This is a genomic window from Arenicella sp. 4NH20-0111, from assembly GCF_040366405.1.
Taxonomy (GTDB): Bacteria; Pseudomonadota; Gammaproteobacteria; order Arenicellales; family Arenicellaceae; genus Arenicella.
Map to the genome: position 1 here is coordinate 1 of NZ_BAABWF010000013.1, position 20,446 is coordinate 20,446.

20 protein-coding genes are annotated in these 20,446 nt (G+C 46.6%); 11 read left to right on the forward strand and 9 right to left on the reverse strand.

From position 1 onward, the window contains the following. Window positions 1-283 precede the first annotated feature (283 nt). The 4 genes from fusA to ABWW54_RS18490 form a co-directional block, all read right to left on the reverse strand. Window positions 284-2,374, reverse strand: coding sequence for an elongation factor G (gene fusA / locus ABWW54_RS18475; protein ID WP_353414488.1), 2,091 nt, complete (start codon window positions 2,372-2,374; stop codon window positions 284-286). 313 nt (window positions 2,375-2,687) lie between these two features. Then, a complete protein-coding gene (rpsG, locus tag ABWW54_RS18480) occupies window positions 2,688-3,158 on the reverse strand; it encodes a 30S ribosomal protein S7 (RefSeq protein WP_353414490.1) in 471 nt (156 codons plus the stop codon). A 123-nt stretch (window positions 3,159-3,281) separates the two neighbouring features. Beyond that, a complete protein-coding gene (rpsL, locus tag ABWW54_RS18485) occupies window positions 3,282-3,656 on the reverse strand; it encodes a 30S ribosomal protein S12 (RefSeq protein ID WP_113954798.1) in 375 nt (124 codons plus the stop codon). Window positions 3,657-4,030: 374 nt separating this feature from the next. Then, window positions 4,031-4,657, reverse strand: coding sequence for a LysE family translocator (locus tag ABWW54_RS18490; RefSeq protein WP_353414492.1), 627 nt, complete (start codon window positions 4,655-4,657; stop codon window positions 4,031-4,033). Between the two features lie 141 nt (window positions 4,658-4,798). On the opposite strand from ABWW54_RS18490, the gene ABWW54_RS18495 reads away from it, so the two are divergent. Further along, window positions 4,799-6,577, forward strand: a complete 1,779-nt coding sequence (locus tag ABWW54_RS18495) for a S8 family serine peptidase (protein WP_353414493.1) — start codon at window positions 4,799-4,801, stop codon at window positions 6,575-6,577. A 28-nt stretch (window positions 6,578-6,605) separates the two neighbouring features. Here ABWW54_RS18495 and ABWW54_RS18500 read toward each other — a convergent pair whose 3' ends face one another. Continuing rightward, window positions 6,606-7,700 carry a methyltransferase domain-containing protein gene (locus ABWW54_RS18500; RefSeq protein ID WP_353414495.1) on the reverse strand — a complete coding sequence of 365 codons (1,095 nt, stop codon included), beginning with the start codon at window positions 7,698-7,700 and terminating at the stop codon, window positions 6,606-6,608. Between the two features lie 160 nt (window positions 7,701-7,860). Here ABWW54_RS18500 and ABWW54_RS18505 point away from each other — a divergent pair, with 160 nt between their 5' ends. Continuing rightward, window positions 7,861-9,042, forward strand: a complete 1,182-nt coding sequence (locus ABWW54_RS18505; RefSeq protein ID WP_353414497.1) for a metallophosphoesterase family protein — start codon at window positions 7,861-7,863, stop codon at window positions 9,040-9,042. A gap of 49 nt (window positions 9,043-9,091) precedes the next feature. Continuing rightward, window positions 9,092-9,502, forward strand: coding sequence for a DUF2177 family protein (locus ABWW54_RS18510; RefSeq protein WP_353414498.1), 411 nt, complete (start codon window positions 9,092-9,094; stop codon window positions 9,500-9,502). Window positions 9,503-9,606: 104 nt separating this feature from the next. On the opposite strand, the gene ABWW54_RS18515 is transcribed toward ABWW54_RS18510, so the two are convergent. Both ABWW54_RS18515 and ABWW54_RS18520 read right to left on the reverse strand, forming a co-directional pair. Next, window positions 9,607-10,734: a PilT/PilU family type 4a pilus ATPase gene (locus tag ABWW54_RS18515; protein ID WP_353414500.1), complete on the reverse strand. Its 1,128-nt coding sequence runs from the start codon at window positions 10,732-10,734 to the stop codon at window positions 9,607-9,609. A 38-nt stretch (window positions 10,735-10,772) separates the two neighbouring features. Beyond that, on the reverse strand, window positions 10,773-11,810 hold the full coding sequence (locus ABWW54_RS18520; RefSeq protein WP_353414502.1) for a type IV pilus twitching motility protein PilT: 1,038 nt from the start codon (window positions 11,808-11,810) through the stop codon (window positions 10,773-10,775). Between the two features lie 71 nt (window positions 11,811-11,881). On the opposite strand from ABWW54_RS18520, the gene ABWW54_RS18525 reads away from it, so the two are divergent. From ABWW54_RS18525 to lepB, 8 genes are all read left to right on the forward strand, one after another. Next, window positions 11,882-12,568, forward strand: a complete 687-nt coding sequence (locus ABWW54_RS18525; protein WP_353414504.1) for a YggS family pyridoxal phosphate-dependent enzyme — start codon at window positions 11,882-11,884, stop codon at window positions 12,566-12,568. 71 nt (window positions 12,569-12,639) lie between these two features. Continuing rightward, window positions 12,640-13,461, forward strand: a complete 822-nt coding sequence (gene proC, locus ABWW54_RS18530; RefSeq protein ID WP_353414506.1) for a pyrroline-5-carboxylate reductase — start codon at window positions 12,640-12,642, stop codon at window positions 13,459-13,461. 39 nt (window positions 13,462-13,500) lie between these two features. Continuing rightward, the gene (locus tag ABWW54_RS18535) at window positions 13,501-14,073 is read left to right on the forward strand and encodes a YggT family protein (protein ID WP_353414507.1); all 573 of its coding nucleotides are present in this window, start codon (window positions 13,501-13,503) and stop codon (window positions 14,071-14,073) included. Between the two features lie 10 nt (window positions 14,074-14,083). Further along, window positions 14,084-15,277, forward strand: coding sequence for a homoserine O-succinyltransferase MetX (gene metX / locus ABWW54_RS18540; RefSeq protein WP_353414509.1), 1,194 nt, complete (start codon window positions 14,084-14,086; stop codon window positions 15,275-15,277). After that, entirely contained in the window at window positions 15,274-15,897 is a 624-nt protein-coding gene (metW, locus tag ABWW54_RS18545) for a methionine biosynthesis protein MetW (protein WP_353414511.1), read from the forward strand. The genes metX and metW overlap by 4 nt, the downstream gene beginning before the upstream one ends. Window positions 15,898-15,923: 26 nt before the next feature. Continuing rightward, entirely contained in the window at window positions 15,924-16,409 is a 486-nt protein-coding gene (locus ABWW54_RS18550) for a YehS family protein (RefSeq protein ID WP_353414513.1), read from the forward strand. Then, window positions 16,406-17,155: a formyl transferase gene (locus tag ABWW54_RS18555; RefSeq protein ID WP_353414515.1), complete on the forward strand. Its 750-nt coding sequence runs from the start codon at window positions 16,406-16,408 to the stop codon at window positions 17,153-17,155. Before ABWW54_RS18550 ends, ABWW54_RS18555 begins: the two co-directional genes overlap by 4 nt. After that, window positions 17,145-17,711 carry a signal peptidase I gene (gene lepB / locus ABWW54_RS18560; RefSeq protein ID WP_353414517.1) on the forward strand — a complete coding sequence of 189 codons (567 nt, stop codon included), beginning with the start codon at window positions 17,145-17,147 and terminating at the stop codon, window positions 17,709-17,711. Before ABWW54_RS18555 ends, lepB begins: the two co-directional genes overlap by 11 nt. 31 nt (window positions 17,712-17,742) lie before the next feature. Here lepB and ABWW54_RS18565 read toward each other — a convergent pair whose 3' ends face one another. Next, window positions 17,743-18,612 carry a DMT family transporter gene (locus ABWW54_RS18565; protein WP_353414519.1) on the reverse strand — a complete coding sequence of 290 codons (870 nt, stop codon included), beginning with the start codon at window positions 18,610-18,612 and terminating at the stop codon, window positions 17,743-17,745. 8 nt (window positions 18,613-18,620) lie between these two features. Continuing rightward, window positions 18,621-20,156: a Na+/H+ antiporter NhaC gene (nhaC, locus tag ABWW54_RS18570; protein ID WP_353414520.1), complete on the reverse strand. Its 1,536-nt coding sequence runs from the start codon at window positions 20,154-20,156 to the stop codon at window positions 18,621-18,623. Window positions 20,157-20,446 lie beyond the last annotated feature (290 nt).

Sequence of the window (20,446 nt, forward strand, 5' to 3'; positions counted from 1 at the left end):
ACTAAATACCTATATTGTTAACTTGTTTCTGCTGAAGTCTTTGCACAAGGCCATTTCTAGCCCAACGCTCACCCCGGCCCTCAAGACTAAGAATGAAAACCAGCTTTCGCTTTGAGCCACAAATGACTCTTGTGCGAAGACCTCTGCTCTACTCTCCAGCAAACACTGGAACATTTCTACGCCACCCAACGAAGGGCAACATCAAAATCTTTTCCACCAAGACCCCCACTCGGAAGCCTTGACCTCACGACCAACGTCGCGACTGACGAACTTAGACCGCCAATCAGTACCTATTAATAATCGTATCAACAACAGCCTTAGAAGCCTTTTGATACTTTTTAAACTGCATGGTGTAAGCAGCACGCCCTTGAGTTGCGCTTCGCAACGACGTGGCGTAACCAAACATTTCAGCCAAGGGAACCTCAGCCTCGATTTCTTTACCTGACGGCGTATCATCCATACCAAGAATAACGCCGCGTCGCGAGCTAATATCACCCGACACGTTCCCCATATATTCTTCAGGAGTTACAATTTCAACTGCCATCACGGGCTCAAGCAAATCGACCCCAGCCTCTCTACAGCCTTCGCGAAAAGCCTGGCTCGCCGCCGCCTTAAATGCGAACTCGGAAGAATCCACATCATGAAAACTTCCATCAAACAACGAAACCTTAACGTCTATCATGGGGTAACCCGCAAGCACGCCACCCTCAAGGGCGTCAGAGACCCCTTTTTCAACCGAAGGAATGAACTCGCGAGGCACCACCCCTCCTTTTATCTCATCCACAAACTCAAAGCCTTTGCCTCGAGCAAGCGGCTCAATACGAAGCTTAACGTGCGCATACTGACCGCGCCCACCCGACTGCTTCACGTATTTGGTTTCATGCTCTATAGAACGACTCACAGCCTCTCTATAGGCAACTTGAGGCTTGCCAACATTGCACTCAACGTCAAATTCACGCTTCATCCGATCAATGATAATATCGAGATGCAACTCACCCATACCCGAGATGATGGTTTGCCCCGACTCCTCGTCGGTTGCAACCTTAAAACTAGGATCCTCTTGGGCCAATTTGCCTAACGCTACGCCCATCTTCTCTTGATCCGACTGGGTTTTAGGCTCAACCGCCTGAGAAATGACAGGCTCTGGAAACTCCATGCGCTCCAGTGTAACTACATCTTTAGCATCACAAAGCGTATCGCCTGTCGTAACCAACTTCAGACCGACCGCGGCAGCTATGTCACCAGCACGCACCTCTTTAATCTCTTCACGATTATTCGAATGCATCTGGAGAATTCGACCCACTCTTTCTTTCTTACCTTTAACTGGGTTATAGACTGCATCGCCAGACTTAAGAACACCGGAATACACCCTAAAAAACACCAACTGACCAACGAATGGATCAGTGGCGATCTTAAACGCCAATGCTGAAAAAGGAGCATCATCCTCTGAGGGACGTACAACGTCGTTTTCTTTTTCATCAACCCCTTGAATTGCAGGAACATCAACGGGGGACGGCAAGTACTCTACAACACCATCCAGCATGGCTTGGACCCCCTTATTCTTAAAGGCTGACCCACACATCACCGGCACAATCTCGTTATCTATGGTCAACGTGCGCAGCGCAGACTTGATGTCAGCAACGGACAAATCGCCACCCTCGAGATAGGCGTCCATCAACTCTTCAGAACTCTCTGCGGCTGTCTCAACCAACAATTCGCGATACTCATTCGCCAACTCAAGCATGTCGCCGGGAATATCCCTTTCTTCAAATTTAACGCCCATTGAATCTTGATCCCAATAGATGGCCTTCATCTTAATGAGATCAACAACCCCTTCAAACTCCTCTTCGGCTCCGACAGCCAATTGCAACGGCACCGGTTTTGCGCCAAGGCGAGATTTTATCTGCTCTACAACACGCAAAAAATTAGCCCCAGAACGATCCATTTTATTTACAAATGCGAGTCGTGGGACACGATACTTATTCGCTTGACGCCATACCGTTTCCGATTGCGGCTCTACCCCACCAACGGCGCAAAAGACGGCAACGGCACCATCGAGCACACGCAACGACCTCTCAACCTCAATTGTGAAGTCGACATGCCCAGGGGTGTCAATGATATTAATTCTATGTTCTTCAAATGAGGCATCCATACCTCGCCAGAAAGTCGTAGTCGCTGCAGATGTAATGGTTATACCACGCTCTTGCTCTTGCTCCATCCAATCCATCGTCGCAGCACCATCGTGCACTTCGCCGATTTTATGGCTGATCCCAGTATAGAACAACACTCGCTCAGTCGTCGTGGTTTTACCCGCGTCGATGTGCGCCATGATGCCTACATTTCGGTATCTACTGATTGGAGTCGAACGTGCCATATTTATCTACGTATAATTTTAAACTTGACCTTTGCAAAGGCCCATTAAATGACTATCAAAACTTTCTAGTTGTAAAAGAGCGTTGCTTTCTAGTCGACTGAAAACAAAACACAATCGACTTCGAAGGCCCATACTTTAGACAGCAAACACCACAATAGCGCACTGCTGTTGCGGCTCACAAAGCAAAACCCGCCCCGCAAGCCACACAATACATCTCAATGGGGCGCAGACTATAGAGAAAACAAAGCCCGCGAACCCAGTCACCCAACTCAATGAGGGCGACATCTTGCGACCAAACGCCGCAAATAAAAAACTAGAAACGAAAGTGGCTAAATGCCTTGTTCGCCTCAGCCATTCTATGAACGTCTTCAGTTTTACGAACCGCTCCACCACGCTTTTCAAACGCATCAATCAATTCACCAGCCAAACGCTGAGTCATCGACTTCTCCGAACGACTTCGAGCATATTCAACCACCCAGCGCATCGCCAAAGCTGTACGACGACTCGCGCGAACTTCGACAGGCACTTGATAGGTAGCACCACCAACACGACGACTTTTAACTTCCACCATTGGCTTTACGTTTTCCAATGCTTGATCAAACAACTCAAGCGGATCCTCTGAGCGTCGCTCAGCGATCAAATCTAGCGCATCATAAATGATTTTTTCAGCGACCGATTTTTTGCCATCCTTCATAAGGATATTTACAAATTTTGCTAGGGTAACGTTACCGAATTTTGGATCAGGTAATATCTCGCGTTTCGGGACTTCTCTTCTTCTAGGCATAACTGTTTCTCTTTTGCAGTTTATTCTCAGTGACTTGGCTCACCCACTTCGGGTTCATTGCGTTAACAACTGCCACCAATACTTATGTCTTAAACTGGTAAATTAATTTTTGGGTAGTGTCTACTATGACTTAGGACGTTTTGCGCCGTACTTAGAACGACCTTGGCGACGCGCTGCGACCCCAGAAGTATCCAAAGCTCCACGCACGGTATGATAGCGAACACCAGGCAAATCTTTTACACGACCACCGCGAATAAGTACCACGCTGTGCTCTTGAAGATTATGGCCTTCACCGCCAATATAACTTGTCACTTCAAACCCGTTCGTCAAACGCACACGCGCTACTTTGCGCAATGCCGAGTTTGGCTTTTTTGGAGTTGTCGTGTACACACGAGTACAAACACCGCGACGCTGAGGGCAAGCCATCAACGCGGGAACGTTTGATTTTTGAACCTGCTTCTTACGCGGGTTTCTAACTAATTGATTAATAGTTGGCATATCGGTCTAACTTTAATTATACGTCGTTAAAAACACCCATCTTTAAGTGTTCTCAGAGCGACAAAAACTCCCTCAGCTCTCGCCAAGGTGAAAAGAGTCGCGATTCTAGGCATTCAACCCCTTCAAGTCAAGGAAATACTTACTGAATAAACACCTAATTCTCACTAGATAAACACCAGCAAAGGCAGACAAAAGATCGCACACGTCAAACAATGCAATAAGAACAGAATTCAGAACCGCCATGCAAAGCAATCAAAGACATCATCATAGTCGCGTCGCCGGAGGGCGATTCTAGGCATTCATGAAAAACCAATCAAGCTTCTGAGCTACATTTTTATAATTGAATCATTACCAGAAGGCAGCACTCAAACGCACTAGACTAACTGTGCGGACCTGATCAGCTCAATAACGATTGGCAGCACCGACAAAACCAACAGTGCGGCCATACACCGGTTAAATATAACTAAATGCGTCCGCTGGCTAAATACGCGCTTTAATGACGCACCAAAAACCAACCACACACCGGCGCTAGGTATTGCCATTAAGAAAAACACCAGAGCCATCGTCAAAATTTGAGCATTCACATTCCCACCCACCGTGGAAAAAGCAGCAATGGCGCCCGTCCCCATCATCCACGCCTTTGGGTTTACCCATTGAAATAGAGCCGCCTTAAGAAAGCTCAAAGGCTTTGTCGAATTCCCCCCTGCTCCTCCGAGAGAATCAGGTTCCGAGTTAGCGATAGCCCACGCAAGATAGAAAAGGTAGATAACGCCCGACAGCTGCACCAATGCGTGAACCCACAAATACTGCTCAAAGATGAAAGACAAGCCAAATCCTACCGCCAGAAACATAGTGGGAACGCCAAAACAAATACCCAGTAGGTGGGGCAGGCTCGAACGCACACCATAATTTAGACCAGAAGTCATGATCATTATGTTGTTGGGGCCCGGAGTAAATGCGGCCGACACCACAAACAATAAAAAGGCGGCTGAAATATCCAACTAACCAAACCAGTAGATTAACGTACGCACATGATAGCCATCAGTGGAATTTGAGCAAGCATTGATCGCTATTTCCGATTGATAAAGATACCGCATGTCTTTATTGTTTACCTAAGCCCCACATTTATGATTTAGCATCGTATGAATACTCCAATAATCATTGCCCTGTATGCTTGTGCCGTTATAGGCAATTCAGCTATCGCTCAATCTAGCCCAGCCAAACTAAATGGCACGCCGTCGGCGGATGCAGTTAACGCCGCATTAGAAGCCAACAATCATTCTCGCCCCAAGGAAGCGAGCAACGTTAAGGTTGGTCGCTTCTTACAGGCCGCAATTTCCAAACAAAAAACGTCACAACAGGTACTGGAAAGTCCGTTTCTAACATTCAAGAATGACTCTCGAGTCCAAGTTTACATCACCCTAAAAGATACTAGCGAACAAAGCCTCACACATTTAAAAGAGCACTCCTTAATAATCGAAATCGAAAACTCCTCACTTAACAAGATTCAAGGGTGGGTAGACATTGATAAAATTAGCGCTCTCAGCCAACTCGAAAACGTAACTAGAATAACCGCCCCAACGTACTCACGAGCTCATGCAGGAAGAGTTACTACGCAAGGAGACTCTATCCTCAGAGCCAACCAGCTTCGCAACCTCGGCGTGACGGGCAAGGGAGTCAAGGTCGGCATTATTTCTGACGGAGCCAGCGACTGGAGAACGGCTGCAAATTCAGGTGACTTACCAAACAACATTACAACTTATGGAAGTTGCACCAAACGATCCGCAGACCCACAAAACTGCCGCTCGAGACTCACTTGCAATGAAGGAACCGCAATGGCGGAGATCATTCATGATATCGCGCCAGACGCAGAATTGGCCGTCGCTGCTGTGAGCACATCACTGGAGTTCATTCAACAAATCAACCGGCTTGCAAACACTTTTGGCGCCGACATCATCGTTGATGATTTAGGTTTTTACGGCGAACCGTATTTTGAGGATGGCGATTTAGCTCGCGCCGTGAGCAGCCTACCGAGCAATGTGCTGTACTTTTCCAGCGCTGGTAATGCCGCAAACATCCACTATGAACGCCAGTACTCTGCTACCTCTAACTCTAGGCATAATTTTGGCTCTCAATCGGGAGGAAATGATGATGCCATTGGCTTCTCAATTGGCGCCAACAGAGGCGCCTTTGTTCTTCTTCAATGGAACGACCGGTATGAACAACCTAACAGCAACTACGATCTGTTTGTGTTTGACCAAAACAGCGAAATCGACAACAGCACAGGCAGCAACACGACCGCGATTGAAGGAACCTGCATCTACAATAGTAGCTCTACCGAGGCCGTTAGATTTGCCGTCATTGATAAAATTTCTGGTTCAGACCGCAGACTTGAAATGTTTTTCTTAGGCGCGAACGCCATCGAATATCCAACACCCGCAGGCAGCGTTTTCGGGCACGCAGGAACGAGAAGGGCACTGGCAGTAGCATCCATTAATTCAGATAAAAGTTCGGTGGCGTTTTACAGCTCGCGTGGCCCCACCCGAATTGACTATCCGTCATTCGAAAACCGCGCCAAACCCGACATGGCGGCGACTGACGGAGTAAGTGTCACTGGCGCAGGCGGATTTCCAACGACATTTTTTGGGACTTCAGCCGCCGCTCCTCACGCCGCCGCCGTTGCTGCGCAGCTTCTTAGCGCAAGCGATGACGTAACCCCTCAAAAGGTGAGATCTGCACTATTAGCATCGGCCTCAGGGGGCGGCGGCGGATCCGATGTCGGCAGCGGCCGAATAAATGCATTCGCGGCCTTCGAGCGACTCAATGTGACAATTTCCGCTACAGATCCTAGCTCTCCGCTGTCACCCGAAGACAAGAAAAAGGTAATCACCCCAATTCTTATTTTATTAAATGACGAGTAATAGACCGCCGATTAAGCCAATTACTGATTCAGCAACACCCGCCAGAACTTGGCGTAGAGCTTACTTCGAGGGCACCGTCAGCGTATGCTTCGCTTCGGCCATCGAACGGCATCACGGTTCCACAACCCTCGAATATGCCGAAGTGCCTAGACCAATCACCATGAAACTCAAAGTGCTCTTTAAATCTCGTGTCATTTAGCATTCGATAGGTATTTCCGCACACCGGAAAAATTTTACCAGTCTCAATGACATGATGCTCATCCAGCACAAACCGTTCATTGTGGTGCTCGATGGTCCCCTTGTACGTAACAGCCTGCCCATAATCTTCACACGCAGGCTCCAATTCGCTGATTTTAAACAACCGATAGGTGGCCGAAAAAAACCGTCTGCCGCCGAGCTTCTCTTGTAACCGAGCATTTTCAATTGCTAGCGGGCGACTTTTGACCAAGCGCGGGTCTTTAAATCCACACCGCTTAACCAAATTAATGAAATCATTCCAATATAAAGCACCAGAAATACATTCACCGTACAATTCCTCGTCATCCACCAAGTATTGCGGCGTTCGTCGCTCAGCGTATACATCAGAGAAGTAAATTTCCCCTCCGGGCTTTAACAAGTCAAAACACTGCTCAAGCACGGCTTGCTTATCAGGCGACAAGTTAATCACGCAATTAGACACAATAACGTCAAAAGAATTTGGCTCTAGATCCAATTGATCGAGCTGCTCTATAAACCCTTCTTTGAAAACCACATTGGAGGAGTCAAATCCGAACACATCTGCATGGTACTGTCGATACTCTTGGGCAACAGCAAGCTGCTCTTCAGTCATGTCCACACCCACCACTTCGCCAGCCGCACCAACCAGAGCCGATAGAGCATACACATCCCGACCGGCACCCGACCCGAGATCCAAGACTCGCGCCCCTTCAAGCAACTCCGGCAACACCAAGCCACAACCGTAATAGCGTGTCAGCACTTCATCATGGACTTTACTTAAAATCGGCTTTAGATAGGATGGTAAACCTTCATCGGTGCAACACGCGTCCGTTTTAAGGTCATCGCTGCTTTGCAACACTTTTCCGTAATAGTCTTTAACCTGATTGTAAGTTAGCTTTTCGTTCATTGTTTATATCATTCTATGAAGTTAGGTGTTGATTTTACCGCGTATTAATGGAGGTCGATAGTGCGTCTTTTTGTTTTACACCGTACAAGACCGGTGCAAATAATCAGGCCTTTCATAGACAAACCATATACATAAACTGTTTTTATGAGAAACTAACGATATGACTACAAGGCGAAAACTCATCATAACAGGCTCTTTGGCAGCGCTTGGTCTTTACAGCTACAACCGGGGGCTTAGATATCCTCGCTTGAGCTTTGAACCACTCGCCCACGCAACCGCCTTGACTGACAGTATTGGCGACGTTACGTTGGTCGATGCCATACAAATAGAACAAGATGCTTTGTGCTTCAGAGCAATTGCGCCAGAGCCCAAAATCAGCCTCTACGCCAATAAAGGGAAGTTTGCATTTTACGTAAACAATATTTCAGAAGACGCGGTACTCGACATACAAGATAAAGGCATCTGTGATCTTGAGGAGGAAGTACGAGGAATTGATCGACACATAACCATTGAAACCGCAAACAGCCAAACCATCAACATCGGCTGGAAACTGCCGACCAAAGAGCAAACCAAGTTTGCGGTAATTGGTGACACTGGAGGCAATTCGGAGCTCGATTGGTGCCTGACTAGGGCCAAAAGTTTAGGCGCTCAATTCTTGCTCCATCTAGGTGATTTTAACTACGGCCTAGATGATTATGAAAACGCAATAAGTAAGTTTCATACAGCCCCATTACCCTGCTACATTTCAATTGGAAACCACGATTTTCATGATAGTGGACTAATTTATCAACAATTTTTAAGACAACTGGGCCCCATGAACAATGCGTTCACGCTTAACGGAGTCAGGTTTGTTAACTTAGATACCGCGGCTGACTTTTTCCCAGCAGGCTCTGGCAATAGAGGGGCATTACTCAACACGCTGGCGCAATCACCAACCGAGCGCCAAATCTTCTTTACTCATCGTCCATTCAGAGACCCTCGCCCTGGCCAAGACCACACAATAGGAGGGGTCAACGAAATTCCTTGGCTTGTTAATGCCATTAGCCATGCAGGCGGAGGCCACCTCCTAGCTGGCCATGTCCATCACAGCACCGAATTGGATTTTTCCGGACTCAGGCAGTACACGGTTGGTGAAGGGCTAGGTCACGAAGACATTGTGCTTCAACGTCAGGTGGCAAGAATTCTGGTGGGCACTATCGAGCCGGAAAGGCCGGTCAATTTTGAATGGGCGTCGCTCAACATGCCTTGGTCGTTACATCGCAGTCACACCCACCTATTAAAGCTCGAGAAAGCCAAGGCTCAGAAAACAATAGACTGGTATACCAAGCTCCATCAAGCCTAACATTGAGGCTCATCACACTATATTTCATCCGTAAAAGTATCCTAATCGGATGAAAGACTTAAAAGCATTTTTCGGGTTTATCACCGCGTTTCTAATATTGGATGCCGCCTGGATTGGCTTGGTTGCGCTAGACCTTTATCGGGAACAAATCTCGAGCATCATGTTGGACAGCCCTCGAATGGGTTTTGCGGCTCTATTTTACGTCGCTTACGCTGGCGCTGTAGTCCTGCTGGCAATAAAACACTCTCAATCCCAATCGGCAGTGCTACTCAATGGAAGCATCTTGGGAGTCATTGCCTATGGCACCTACACCGTTACCAATTATTCGATGTTAAGCGCTTGGACTCTAACATTAGTTGTTACGGACATTCTTTGGGGAGGGTTTGTAACCGCGACGTGTGCACTGGCTGGCTATTACGCATCACGCTATAAACCCGACCACACTACCCGCGCAAACTAAAACACAAGCCCATCCGGCAACCCCGAGCCTCTAACGAGGCCTAAAAGTAACCCTCGTTAAGATAGACAGCAGTTAGTGAGCTTAGTGATTTAAACAGCAATCATTCAATCCTCTTCATCGATGGTTACGTTTGCAAGCGTTTCCCCGAATTCTGTTTTGGCTGCGTCTTTTCCGTGTAATTTTATCGCTAGACGCAGGTCATTTTCAGATTCCGCATTCTTAATAGCGTCGTCGTAGGTTATTAAATCGGCCTCATAAAGCTTAAACAGCGACTGATCAAAAGTCTGCATACCCCACTCGTTTGATTTTTCAATAGCGCTCCTAATTTCATCAATCCGATGATCTTTAATCATGTCTGCAATCATAGGGCTGTTTATCAAAATCTCCACGGCAGGCACCCTCCCCTCTCGATCTTTGACCGGCAACAATCGCTGAGAGACAAGGCCGTATAAATTTAACGAAAGATCCATCGCCAATTGATCGCGACGATCAGAAGGAAAGAAATTGAAGATTCGATCTAAGGCTTGATAAGAGTTGTTCGCGTGTAAGGTCGCTATGCATAGATGCCCTGTTTCAGAGAATGTCACCGCGGCGTCCATTGTCTCACGGGTTCGAATCTCACCAATTTGAATCACATCCGGGGCTTGACGCAAGGCGTTAACTAACGCGTTTTCAAACGAATCGGTGTCAACGCCAACCTCGCGCTGCATCACAATAGACTTCTTATGAGTATGCATGTATTCAATAGGGTCTTCAATCGTAATAATATGATCTTGAGCAGAACGATTTCGATGATCCACCAACGATGCCATTGATGTACTTTTACCCGTTCCGGTTCCCCCTACAAAAATCAGAAGCCCTCGCTTCTTCATAATCATCTTTTGTAAAACTGTTGGTATTTGCAGTTCCTCGCAAGTCGGAATTTGGGTCTTGATCGCTCGCAAAACCATTCCCACGGCGCCTTGCTGGATAAATACATTAATCCGAAAGCGGCCAATTTGTTTTGGGTGAATGGCAAAATTACATTCCTTTGTGCTTTCGAATACTCGCCGCTGCTCTTCGTTCATGATGCTATAGCAGAGCTCTTGAGATTCACGCCCAGATAGAGGGTTACCAGCGATTGGGTAAATCTTACCATCCACTTTAAAACTGGGCGTAGCGTTGGCCGTAATGAACAAATCGGAAGAATTTTTCACCATCATGGCGCGCAAAAGATCAGCCATCTTATACATATCTTGAAGCTCCTAAAAAGTAAGGTTGGTGAACTAACCTACATAAACTTGGATTTATCAACGGCGCGCGAACGAGCATCACTGGCGGTGATCTGACGATCTCGCAACAGGTTGAGCAAGCATTGATCCAAAGTCTGCATACCATCATTTTGGCCGGTCTGAATCATCGAATACATCTGCGCGATCTTATCTTCTCTAATTAAGTTACGAATGGCTGATGTTCCAACCATAATCTCGTGAGCAGCAACTCGGCCACCACCAACTTTTTTAATTAATGTCTGGGCGATGACAGCCTGAATAGATTCAGACAACATAGAACGAACCATCGATTTTTCTTCAGCTGGAAACACATCCACAATACGGTCTATCGTTTTGGGCGCTGAGCTTGTGTGCAATGTAGCCAATACCAAGTGCCCAGTTTCCGCCGCCGTCATTGCAAGTCGAATAGTTTCCAAATCACGCAACTCACCCACCAGAATAACGTCTGGATCCTCACGCAAGGCGGACTTCAACGCGTTAGCAAAGCTGTGAGTATCTTTATGAAGTTCTCGTTGATTAATCAGGCAGCGCTTACTTTGATGAACAAATTCAATAGGGTCTTCAACCGTCAGAATATGTGAACGATGCTTCTCGTTAATGTAGTCGACCATTGCGGCCAATGTCGTGGACTTGCCGGATCCGGTTGGGCCGGTAACCAAAATCAAACCTATTGGCTTATTTACTAATTCTCGGAATATAGTAGGCGCATCAAGGTCATCTAAACTTAGAACCACCGAAGGAATTGTTCTGAATACAGCCGCAGGCCCTCGATCTTGATTGAATGCGTTAACACGAAAGCGAGACACATTTGGTATCTCAAACGAGAAGTCAACCTCAAGATTCTCTTCATAAGATTTACGTTGTTTATCGTTCATGATGTCGAAAATCATTTTGATCACAACTTCAGAATCCAATGCAGGTAAATCTATCCGTCTCATGTCTCCATCAACACGAATCATTGGAGGCAAACCGGCTGATATATGTAAATCAGAGGCCTTATTTTTTTGAGCGAATGCTAGTAACTCAGCTATGTCCATTCCTTCTCCAAGGTTTTGTAAGGTAAAATTAAACAGAATGTATTCACAACAGTATAACCAGAATCTTCTCAATGAGTCAGCAACTAAAAGTCCAAGAGAAATTGGAAGCAATCCGTTCTCGAATAAGATTAGCCGAAATTCAAGCCGGGCGCCCAGCCAATAGCGTGACTCTGATTGGGGCCAGCAAAAAGCAATCGAGCCACTTGATAGCCTTGTTTAATGAGGCTGGCTTGCGCCATTGCGGTGAAAATTATTTACAGGAAGCGATAGAAAAGCAGGCCGCACTGAATTCACATGACATTGAATGGCATTTTATTGGACAAATTCAGTCCAACAAAACCAAACTTATTGCAGAACACTTTACCTGGGTGCATGGCATCGACCGACTTAAAATCGCCTCTCGGTTAGCCACTCAGAGCACCAAGCCCATAAAACTGTTAATTCAAATCAACCCTGACGAAGAAACAAGTAAAGGCGGTGTGCCATTGAGTGAGGGCGCAGAATTAGCCGACCAGATTGCGCAACTGGATAATGTCGAGATCCGGGGCTTTATGACAATTCCACAAGCCGAAAAAAAACCAGACCGCCAGAAATCTACGTTCGCCAAAGTTCACGAGCTCTTGGTGCAAACCAATCAACGGTATTCACTTGACCTCAATCAACTATCCATGGGCATGTCCGGCGACCTTGAGGCGGCCGTATCTGAGGGGGCCACCATGGTCCGAATAGGCACAGACCTATTTGGTGCACGTAAATAAGTTCTCGATCAGCACGTAACGAGCTACAATACAGATACTCAAACATTCTGAACTTTATTATTTTAACTGTTGTGACGAAAAAAATTGGTTTCATTGGCGGCGGAAATATGTCGACCAGCCTTATTGGGGGCTTAATCCAAAAGGGCAAAGTTCGCGGTGAAGACTTATATTTGTATGAGCCCAATACTGATAAGGCGACTCAATTAAGATCAAAGTTCAACGTGCAACTCTCGGCTGACAACGCCGCGCTTGTTCAGCATTGCGACGTTATAGTTCTTGCCGTAAAACCACAAGTTTTAGAGTCTGTACTCGAACCGATCAAAGCGCAATTGCAAAGTAAGCTACCGCTGATCGTATCCATTGTAGCCGGCATTCGGTCTGAGTCCATTTCAGCGTGGTGTGGGACCGAGATGCCGATCGTCAGAGTCATGCCCAACACGCCAGCACTGATTGGAATGAGTGCCAGCGGACTGTTTGCCAATTCTTTAGTTTCCAGTGATCAACAAGACTTTACCGAAGATTTAATGAATTCAGTAGGACGTTCTGCGTGGGTCCCAAGTGAATCTGACATCGATGCCGTCACCGCATTATCAGGCAGCGGTCCCGCCTACTTCATGCTATTCATGCAAAGCCTGATCGGCGCAGCAGAACAAGCTGGAATTAGCTCTGAGACTGCCAAGATGCTAGCAACGCAAACCGCCGCAGGGGCCGCAAAAATGGTGGCAAATAGTGATTTACCCCTGCAAACATTGATCGAAAATGTGACTTCGCCTAACGGCACGACGCAACGAGCTCTGGAGTCCTTCGCCAATGATGACTTAAATACCGCCGTTCTAAACGCATTTATTGCGGCAAAACAACGTTCGGAAGAACTCGCGGATGAGCTCGGTTGAGAAACTCGGTTGAGAATCGGATTACAAAGATAAAAGATAATGCAATACCTACAAAACGCCACCATTTACTTAACTCAAGCACTATTAGCCATAGTGCTGTACGTCGTGCTGCTACGATTTTGGATGCAATGGGTCAGAGCAGACTTTAGAAACGAAGTTGGTCAGTTTATTATCTCGACCACCAATCCCGTTGTAATTCCGCTGCGTAGAATTATTCCGAGCATTAAAACCGTGGATACGGCAACGTTATTTTTAGCCTATATAGTTGCGCTGATTAAATTGCTTGCATTGGTTGCAATCAGCAATTCTGGTATTCCATGGAGCGCTTACTTCCCCACTCTGCTTGTGGTCGCAATCGGCGCTCTTTTAGAAGCGTGTATCTACCTTTTCATGGCCGCTATTTTTATTAGCTTTATTGTAAGCTGGGTAGCACCTCACAGCTATCACCCAGTGTTGTCCGTTGTGAGATCGATCAGTGAGCCCCTCCTAGCCCCAGCTCGAAAATTGATCCCGACAATTGGAGGGTTAGACCTATCCCCAATGCTCGTTATTCTATTTCTAAACGTATCACTCCAATTGCTGGTTGCCCCATTGTTAGGCTTCAGAATCTAACATCTTCGTTATGTTCGAACCCCCTCATAACTCCGTTGGCACAGTCACACCTCAATTGGCTAAATTTGACCAGCCACTGGAGCTGGAAAGCCGTGGCCGTCTGGAGTCGTATCAAATTGTATTTGAGACCTACGGCAAGCTAAACCCTGACAAGACTAATGCCATTCTAATTTGTCACGCGTTAAGTGGTGACCATCATGCGGCAGGATACCACCAACTAAAGGACGAACAATCCACCCTAAAAAGTGTTGGCTGGTGGAACACAATGATTGGTCCAGGCAAGCCCATCGACACCAACCGTTTTTTTGTGGTTTGCCCCAACAACCTAGGCGGATGCAGCGGAAGCACAGGGCCTAGTTCCATCAACCCCGATACCGGTAAGCCATACGGTCCGGATTTCCCGATTGTCACCGTCATCGACTGGGTGCGCTCTCAAGCTCGTCTAAGCGATACATTAGGCATTCAAACCTGGGCGGCGGTCATAGGAGGCAGTCTCGGGGGAATGCAAGCCATGCAATGGAGCATTACCTACCCAGATCGTTTAAAACACTGTTTGATCATAGCTTCCGCTGCAAAACTCAATGCGCAGAATATCGGATTTAATGATGTCGCTAGACAGGCCATACGAACCGACCCAGACTTCCACAGCGGCAACTATTATAGCTTGAACACATCTCCGGCACGCGGAATGCGAGTGGCCAGAATGATTGGCCACATAACCTACCTATCCGAAGACATGATGGCTTTAAAATTTGGACGAAATCTTCGAAAGAAATCTAAGTTTGACTATGAGTTTACGCCTGAGTTTGAAGTTGAGAGCTACCTTCGCTATCAAGGAGATCGCTTTGTAAATCGCTTTGACGCAAACACCTACTTACTCATGACTAAAGCCCTCGACTACTTTGACCCTGCTGCCGAGTCAGGAAATTCGCTGACGTCAGCTTTGAGCCAAGTGAAATCCGATTTTTTAGTGGTGTCATTTTCAAGTGACTGGCGGTTTGCTCCTGAACGGTCACGCGAAATTGTACGTGCATTGCAAAGCAACAGGGCAAACGTCAGCTACTCTGAGATTAAGTGCGATCAAGGCCACGACTCATTTTTGCTAGAAATAGAGCATTATGTAAACGTCATGAAGTCATATCTTGGCCGAGTAGCCAATGAGCTTTCTAACCAAAAGCTGAGTGAGCATGGGGGCACTGGATGATCAAGTCTTTGAATCAATCAACACTCACACGCTACGATCACCAAATGATATCAAATTGGGTAAGACCCAATAGCCGTGTCATCGATTTGGGCTGTGGAAACGGGGCTCTGATGTCCTATTTGCAAACTGAAAAGAGCGTCACTGGATACGGGGTTGAGTTAAACCCAGAGATGATTTCGCAATGCATTGATACCGGAATTAATGTGATTCAGTTTAACTTGGACAAAGGGTTAGGCCATTTCGACACAAACTCTTTTGACACCGTTATTTTATCTCTTACATTGCAAGCCATGCGACGGCCAAGAGAACTACTAAAAGAAATGATGCGAGTGGGCAAGGAAGGAATCGTTACCTTCCCCAATTTTGCTCATTGGCGCAATAGATGGCAAATCGCGATGACAGGCAAAATGCCTGAGAGCGAGCAGTTACCGCACAAATGGTTCGACACACCCAATATTCACCTGTGTACAATCAATGATTTTCATGTACTGTGTCACGAACTGGGTTTTCAAATTGAATCATCCATTGCCGTTAGAATGGATGGCAGACAAACCCTTGGCCTACGCGCACTCCCTAACCTCTTCGGTGAGATTGCTCTGTGCCGATTCAGTAAACCATAACCTAGTCTTTTTTAAACGCCAAAACCATGAACAATAACGACATTCTCCGCCGACTCAGATACGCCTTTGATTTTACAGATGTCGATGCGGTTAGCTTCTTCAGCCTAGATCCGAGCTCGAACGCACCAATGGATAAGCCTGGGTATTTGGCAAGACTCATTAAAGATGAAGACCCTAGTTTTGTCTTGTGTACTGATGGAGAGCTATGTGCATTTCTCGATGGCTTTGTTGTGCATCAAAGAGGCCTGCGCGAACCGGCCCCAGCTCCACAGCCTTCAAAGCCAGATGACTTTCGATTAAGCAAGAACGACGTATTAAAGAAACTACGCATTGCCCTTACGTTTCGCGAAGAAGACATGCTAGAGACTCTTGAGATCGGAGGTTCAACCTTATCTCGAGGGGAACTCGGCGCGCTGTTTAGAAAACCCGGACATAAACACTATAGGGCCTGCGGAAACCAAGTATTGCGTAACTTTATCAAGGGGTTGACAGAACAAATCAGAGGCGAATGAGGCTAACAATATTAACTAACAAGGATGCCGCTTCCGCGCTGGCATTACACTGGCTACAACCTGTATTTGATAGTCATGATGTATCGGTTTTTTACACCTCAAAAGCATCTCGATTTCACCTCAGCAAGCGAGCATCTAAAACCAATTTGACGAACAATTTAGCCAGCTTGGCTCAGTTCGAACAGTCGCTTAGAGAAACTGACTCAATTCTTTCAGCAAGAGGAGGCACGCGGCTAAACGATGTAAATAGCGCCGAAGGAATCGCGCGCATAGGCGCCAGCTCACCAGAGCTGGTGATCAGCATCCGTCACATGACCATCCTCAAACCTCATGTTATTAGTCTCCCAACGCTCGGTACGCTTAACCTCCACTCAGGCCTACTGCCGAATTATAAAGGCGTCATGGCGACATTTTGGTCTATGCTCAATGGCGAAAAATCCATAGGCACGACATTACATTTCATCGAGGATGAATCAATTGATACAGGCGCCATTCTCAAAACGTCCAAGACGCCCGTAGACTATCAAAAATCATACTTCTGGAACACTCTCAATCTTTATAAATGCGGCTGCGAAAACATCGTTTCAACGGTAAAAGCGCTTAATCATGGGCAAGTACTAAGCTCCGTAAGACAAACGGGCAACGGAAATTACTTTAGTTTTCCTAAAGAAGAGCAAGTGCGTAAGGCAGACTTTACACTTTTTAGACCGACCGATAAGCTGGCTGACTTCTTAAATGAGGGCTAAACGACTGGCTATAATAGTATTCGCTCTGACGACGTTAAGCCTAGGGCTTTACACTCTTAACCCGAGTGGCACGGCCTCTCTCGACTTCAGGGGAAGAGTGTTCGGAATAGTTCCGTTTCACATACCATCAACGTCGATGGAGCCCACCATAAATCCAGGTGACTATATTTTGGTATCCACTTACGCCTATAAAAATCATCCCATCGAAACTAAGGATGTCATTGTTTTCCAGTACCCCAAAGACCCATCACGAGAGTACGTTAAGCGAGTTATTGGCTTGGCAGGCGATACCGTGTTAATACTTAACGATATCGTTCATATCAATGGAAACCCCATTGAAGAACCGTACATTCAAAACAAAGATCAAACGAAAACCAAACCTTCAACCAGAAAGCTTGAATGGAGAGTTCCAGACGGTCATGTTTTTGTACTCGGCGATAATCGCCACAATAGCTCTGACAGTCGCAACTGGGGAGCGGTATCCCAAGGCGCGATCGTAGGACAAGTGGCCTATATCATCAACGCACGAACACGTACCATTCGGTCAGACGAATAACACACCACATGCGTCGTGGACCACAGAGAATCTAATTAGCACTTTCTGGCACTTGAGCCAACAAGCAACCAATCAGCATAAGCCCAGCGCCCAGCAACGCGGCAAGTGTAAAGCTCTCCGAAAATACCCAATAGCCAGCAATCGCACCAAACACCGCTTCGAGAGAAAAAATGATTGAAGCTTGAAATGGCTCAGCTTTATCCATTACCACCACTTGAAGTGTGTATGCAAATCCAACCACAATCACACCATTAACCGCTGGCCACAGAAAGCCCAAAGGCTCAGATGGAAAGAGTATTGGCTCCGTTATCAGTGCGAAGACCAAACTAAGCACGGCACAGAAAACAAACTGCAACGCTGCGAGAGGTACCTGAGGATGGTCGCCCGCTTTCCTAGCAAGCAACATAATGTGCAGCGCCCACATGATTGCCCCCATCAACGCAATAATATCGCCCTTAAGCGAAGTATCAGTACTCCCTCCGGTCATTAAGTACAAACCCACAATTGCTATGATTCCACCGGACCACACTATTAGGGCGTATCTCAGACCGATAAAAAAGCCGATCATGGGCACTATAATCACGTACAACCCGGTAATAAACGCTACGTTCGCAACTGACGTATAAAGAAGCGCCTTCTGTTGCAAAAGAGCTCCAAAAAAGAGCAACACTCCAAGACCTAGCCCCAGCCTTAACGTTTCTGTACCAATTGGCCGAGGGCTTTCTCGCTGCCAGAATAAAATGACAGGCAATAGCGTCAGCGCCCCCAAAGAAAACCTCAATGCGTTGAAGGCCGCAGGCCCAACATAATCCATTCCCAATTTTTGAGGAACGAATCCAAAGCCCCAAATTACAGCCACGAGTAAAAGAGCTGCATTAACGGCCAACCTAGACGAAAACACTGTTGGTCTTAGACTGCTTGAGAAGTTTGATTTGAATTGCTGCTTGACGCTTGCTCAGGCTTCGGAGAACGCTTAATTTTAATCATAAACCATGCAAAAAGAAGGGTCATGAACGGGCTCAACAAATTGAAAAAACAATAGGGAAGGTAGGTCAACGTCCCAATCCCCAACACACTGGCGTGATATGCCCCGCAAGTATTCCACGGTATCAACACCGAGGTCACGGTGCCAGTATCTTCTAATGTCCTACTGAGGTTCTCTTGAGCAAAGCCCTTTTCACGATACAAATCACTGTACATCTTGCCTGGTATTGCTACTGAAATATACTGATCAGATGTGCTCAGATTAGTCACAATGCAAGTGCCTGTCGTACAGGCAACTAAACTGAAAAAGCCACGAGCCAAACCCTTAACTGACTCCATGATGCGAGTAAGGTTTCCGCACGCATCCATCACTCCGCCGAATGACATTGCCGCTAAAATCAACCAAACTGTACCTAACATACCCTCCATTCCACCGGCACTAAAGAGTTCAGACAGCATCTCGATGGGCGTCGTGATCGAAATCCCTTTAAACAAAGTGTCCATCACCAATATGTACCCTGCGCTCGGCGCGAAACTGCTCGTTCCATCGCCGATAATTGGGGTGGCACTGACGGTGCCTGTCAACGACTGCAATAATGGTTGCTGAAAAATCACGGCGCAGACGATTCCAACCACAATACCGACAAACAGCGATGGAATTGCAGGTACTTTTTTCATAATAAGCGTCAACACAACCGCGGGCGGGATGAGTAACCAAACTGTGATATTAAAGGTTTCTCGAATGGCAGCCAACTCAACAGAGACATCCACAGCAGAACCCGTTGTTTCTAAACTTAGGCCAATAATCGTAAAGAGAATCAACGAAATAACCATCGATGGCCCAGTAGTCAATATCAGGTATCGAATATGATCAAACACCGGAGTGTCCGTTACCGCCGCAGCCAAATTAGTGGTATCTGATAACGGAGAAATTTTGTCACCAAAGTAAGAGCCCGAAATTATCGCCCCGCCAATCAGTCCATCTGGTATTTCCAATGCTCTACCAACCGCCACCATTGCAACACCGATTGTCGCCGCGGTTGACCAAGAGCTGCCACTCATGACCGAGGTCAACGCACATGCAATACAACATGCAACGAGGAATATCGTGGGATTCAATAGCTTCAAACCAAAGTACACCATGGTGGGTACGGTGCCGCTCAACAACCAAATACTCGCCAATGCGCCGACAAGCAACAATATCAGTATTGATGGCATTGCATTACCGATGGTCGCCACAATTCGTTCCTGAATATACGACCAAGCAACTCCACGCACCATACCAATAACAGCGGTCAGCCCAGCAACCAAAATGATCACCATTTGGCTGGAACCAGACAGTGCATTATCACCATAGACAAACAAAACATTCCATGTGAGGGCAGCGATCAGTATCAGAACCGGAAAAAGAGCTAACCACAGCGGCATTTCTTGTGTGGCGCGATTTGGGGGCAATTCCATAAAAACCTTCTTTCTAATTATTTTTTTAAACCAATGGAGGATTTTTTGCAGACAATTCTCTTAGCATCTAATGTCTTGTTATAAAAGGCATTTTTCTAATAGACGGCCTACTTGAACATCATAAACGAGTTAGAAATTCGAACGAGAGAAAATTATTCGGTAATCAGCATATCAAACCGACAAAAATCGTGTCTTTTTTTCAATTAATTGACATATATCCACTAATTTGCGGGCTAGACATCTTGTTGCAAAAAAAAAACCAGCGTAGGATTGAGCAAAGCTTGTATTCA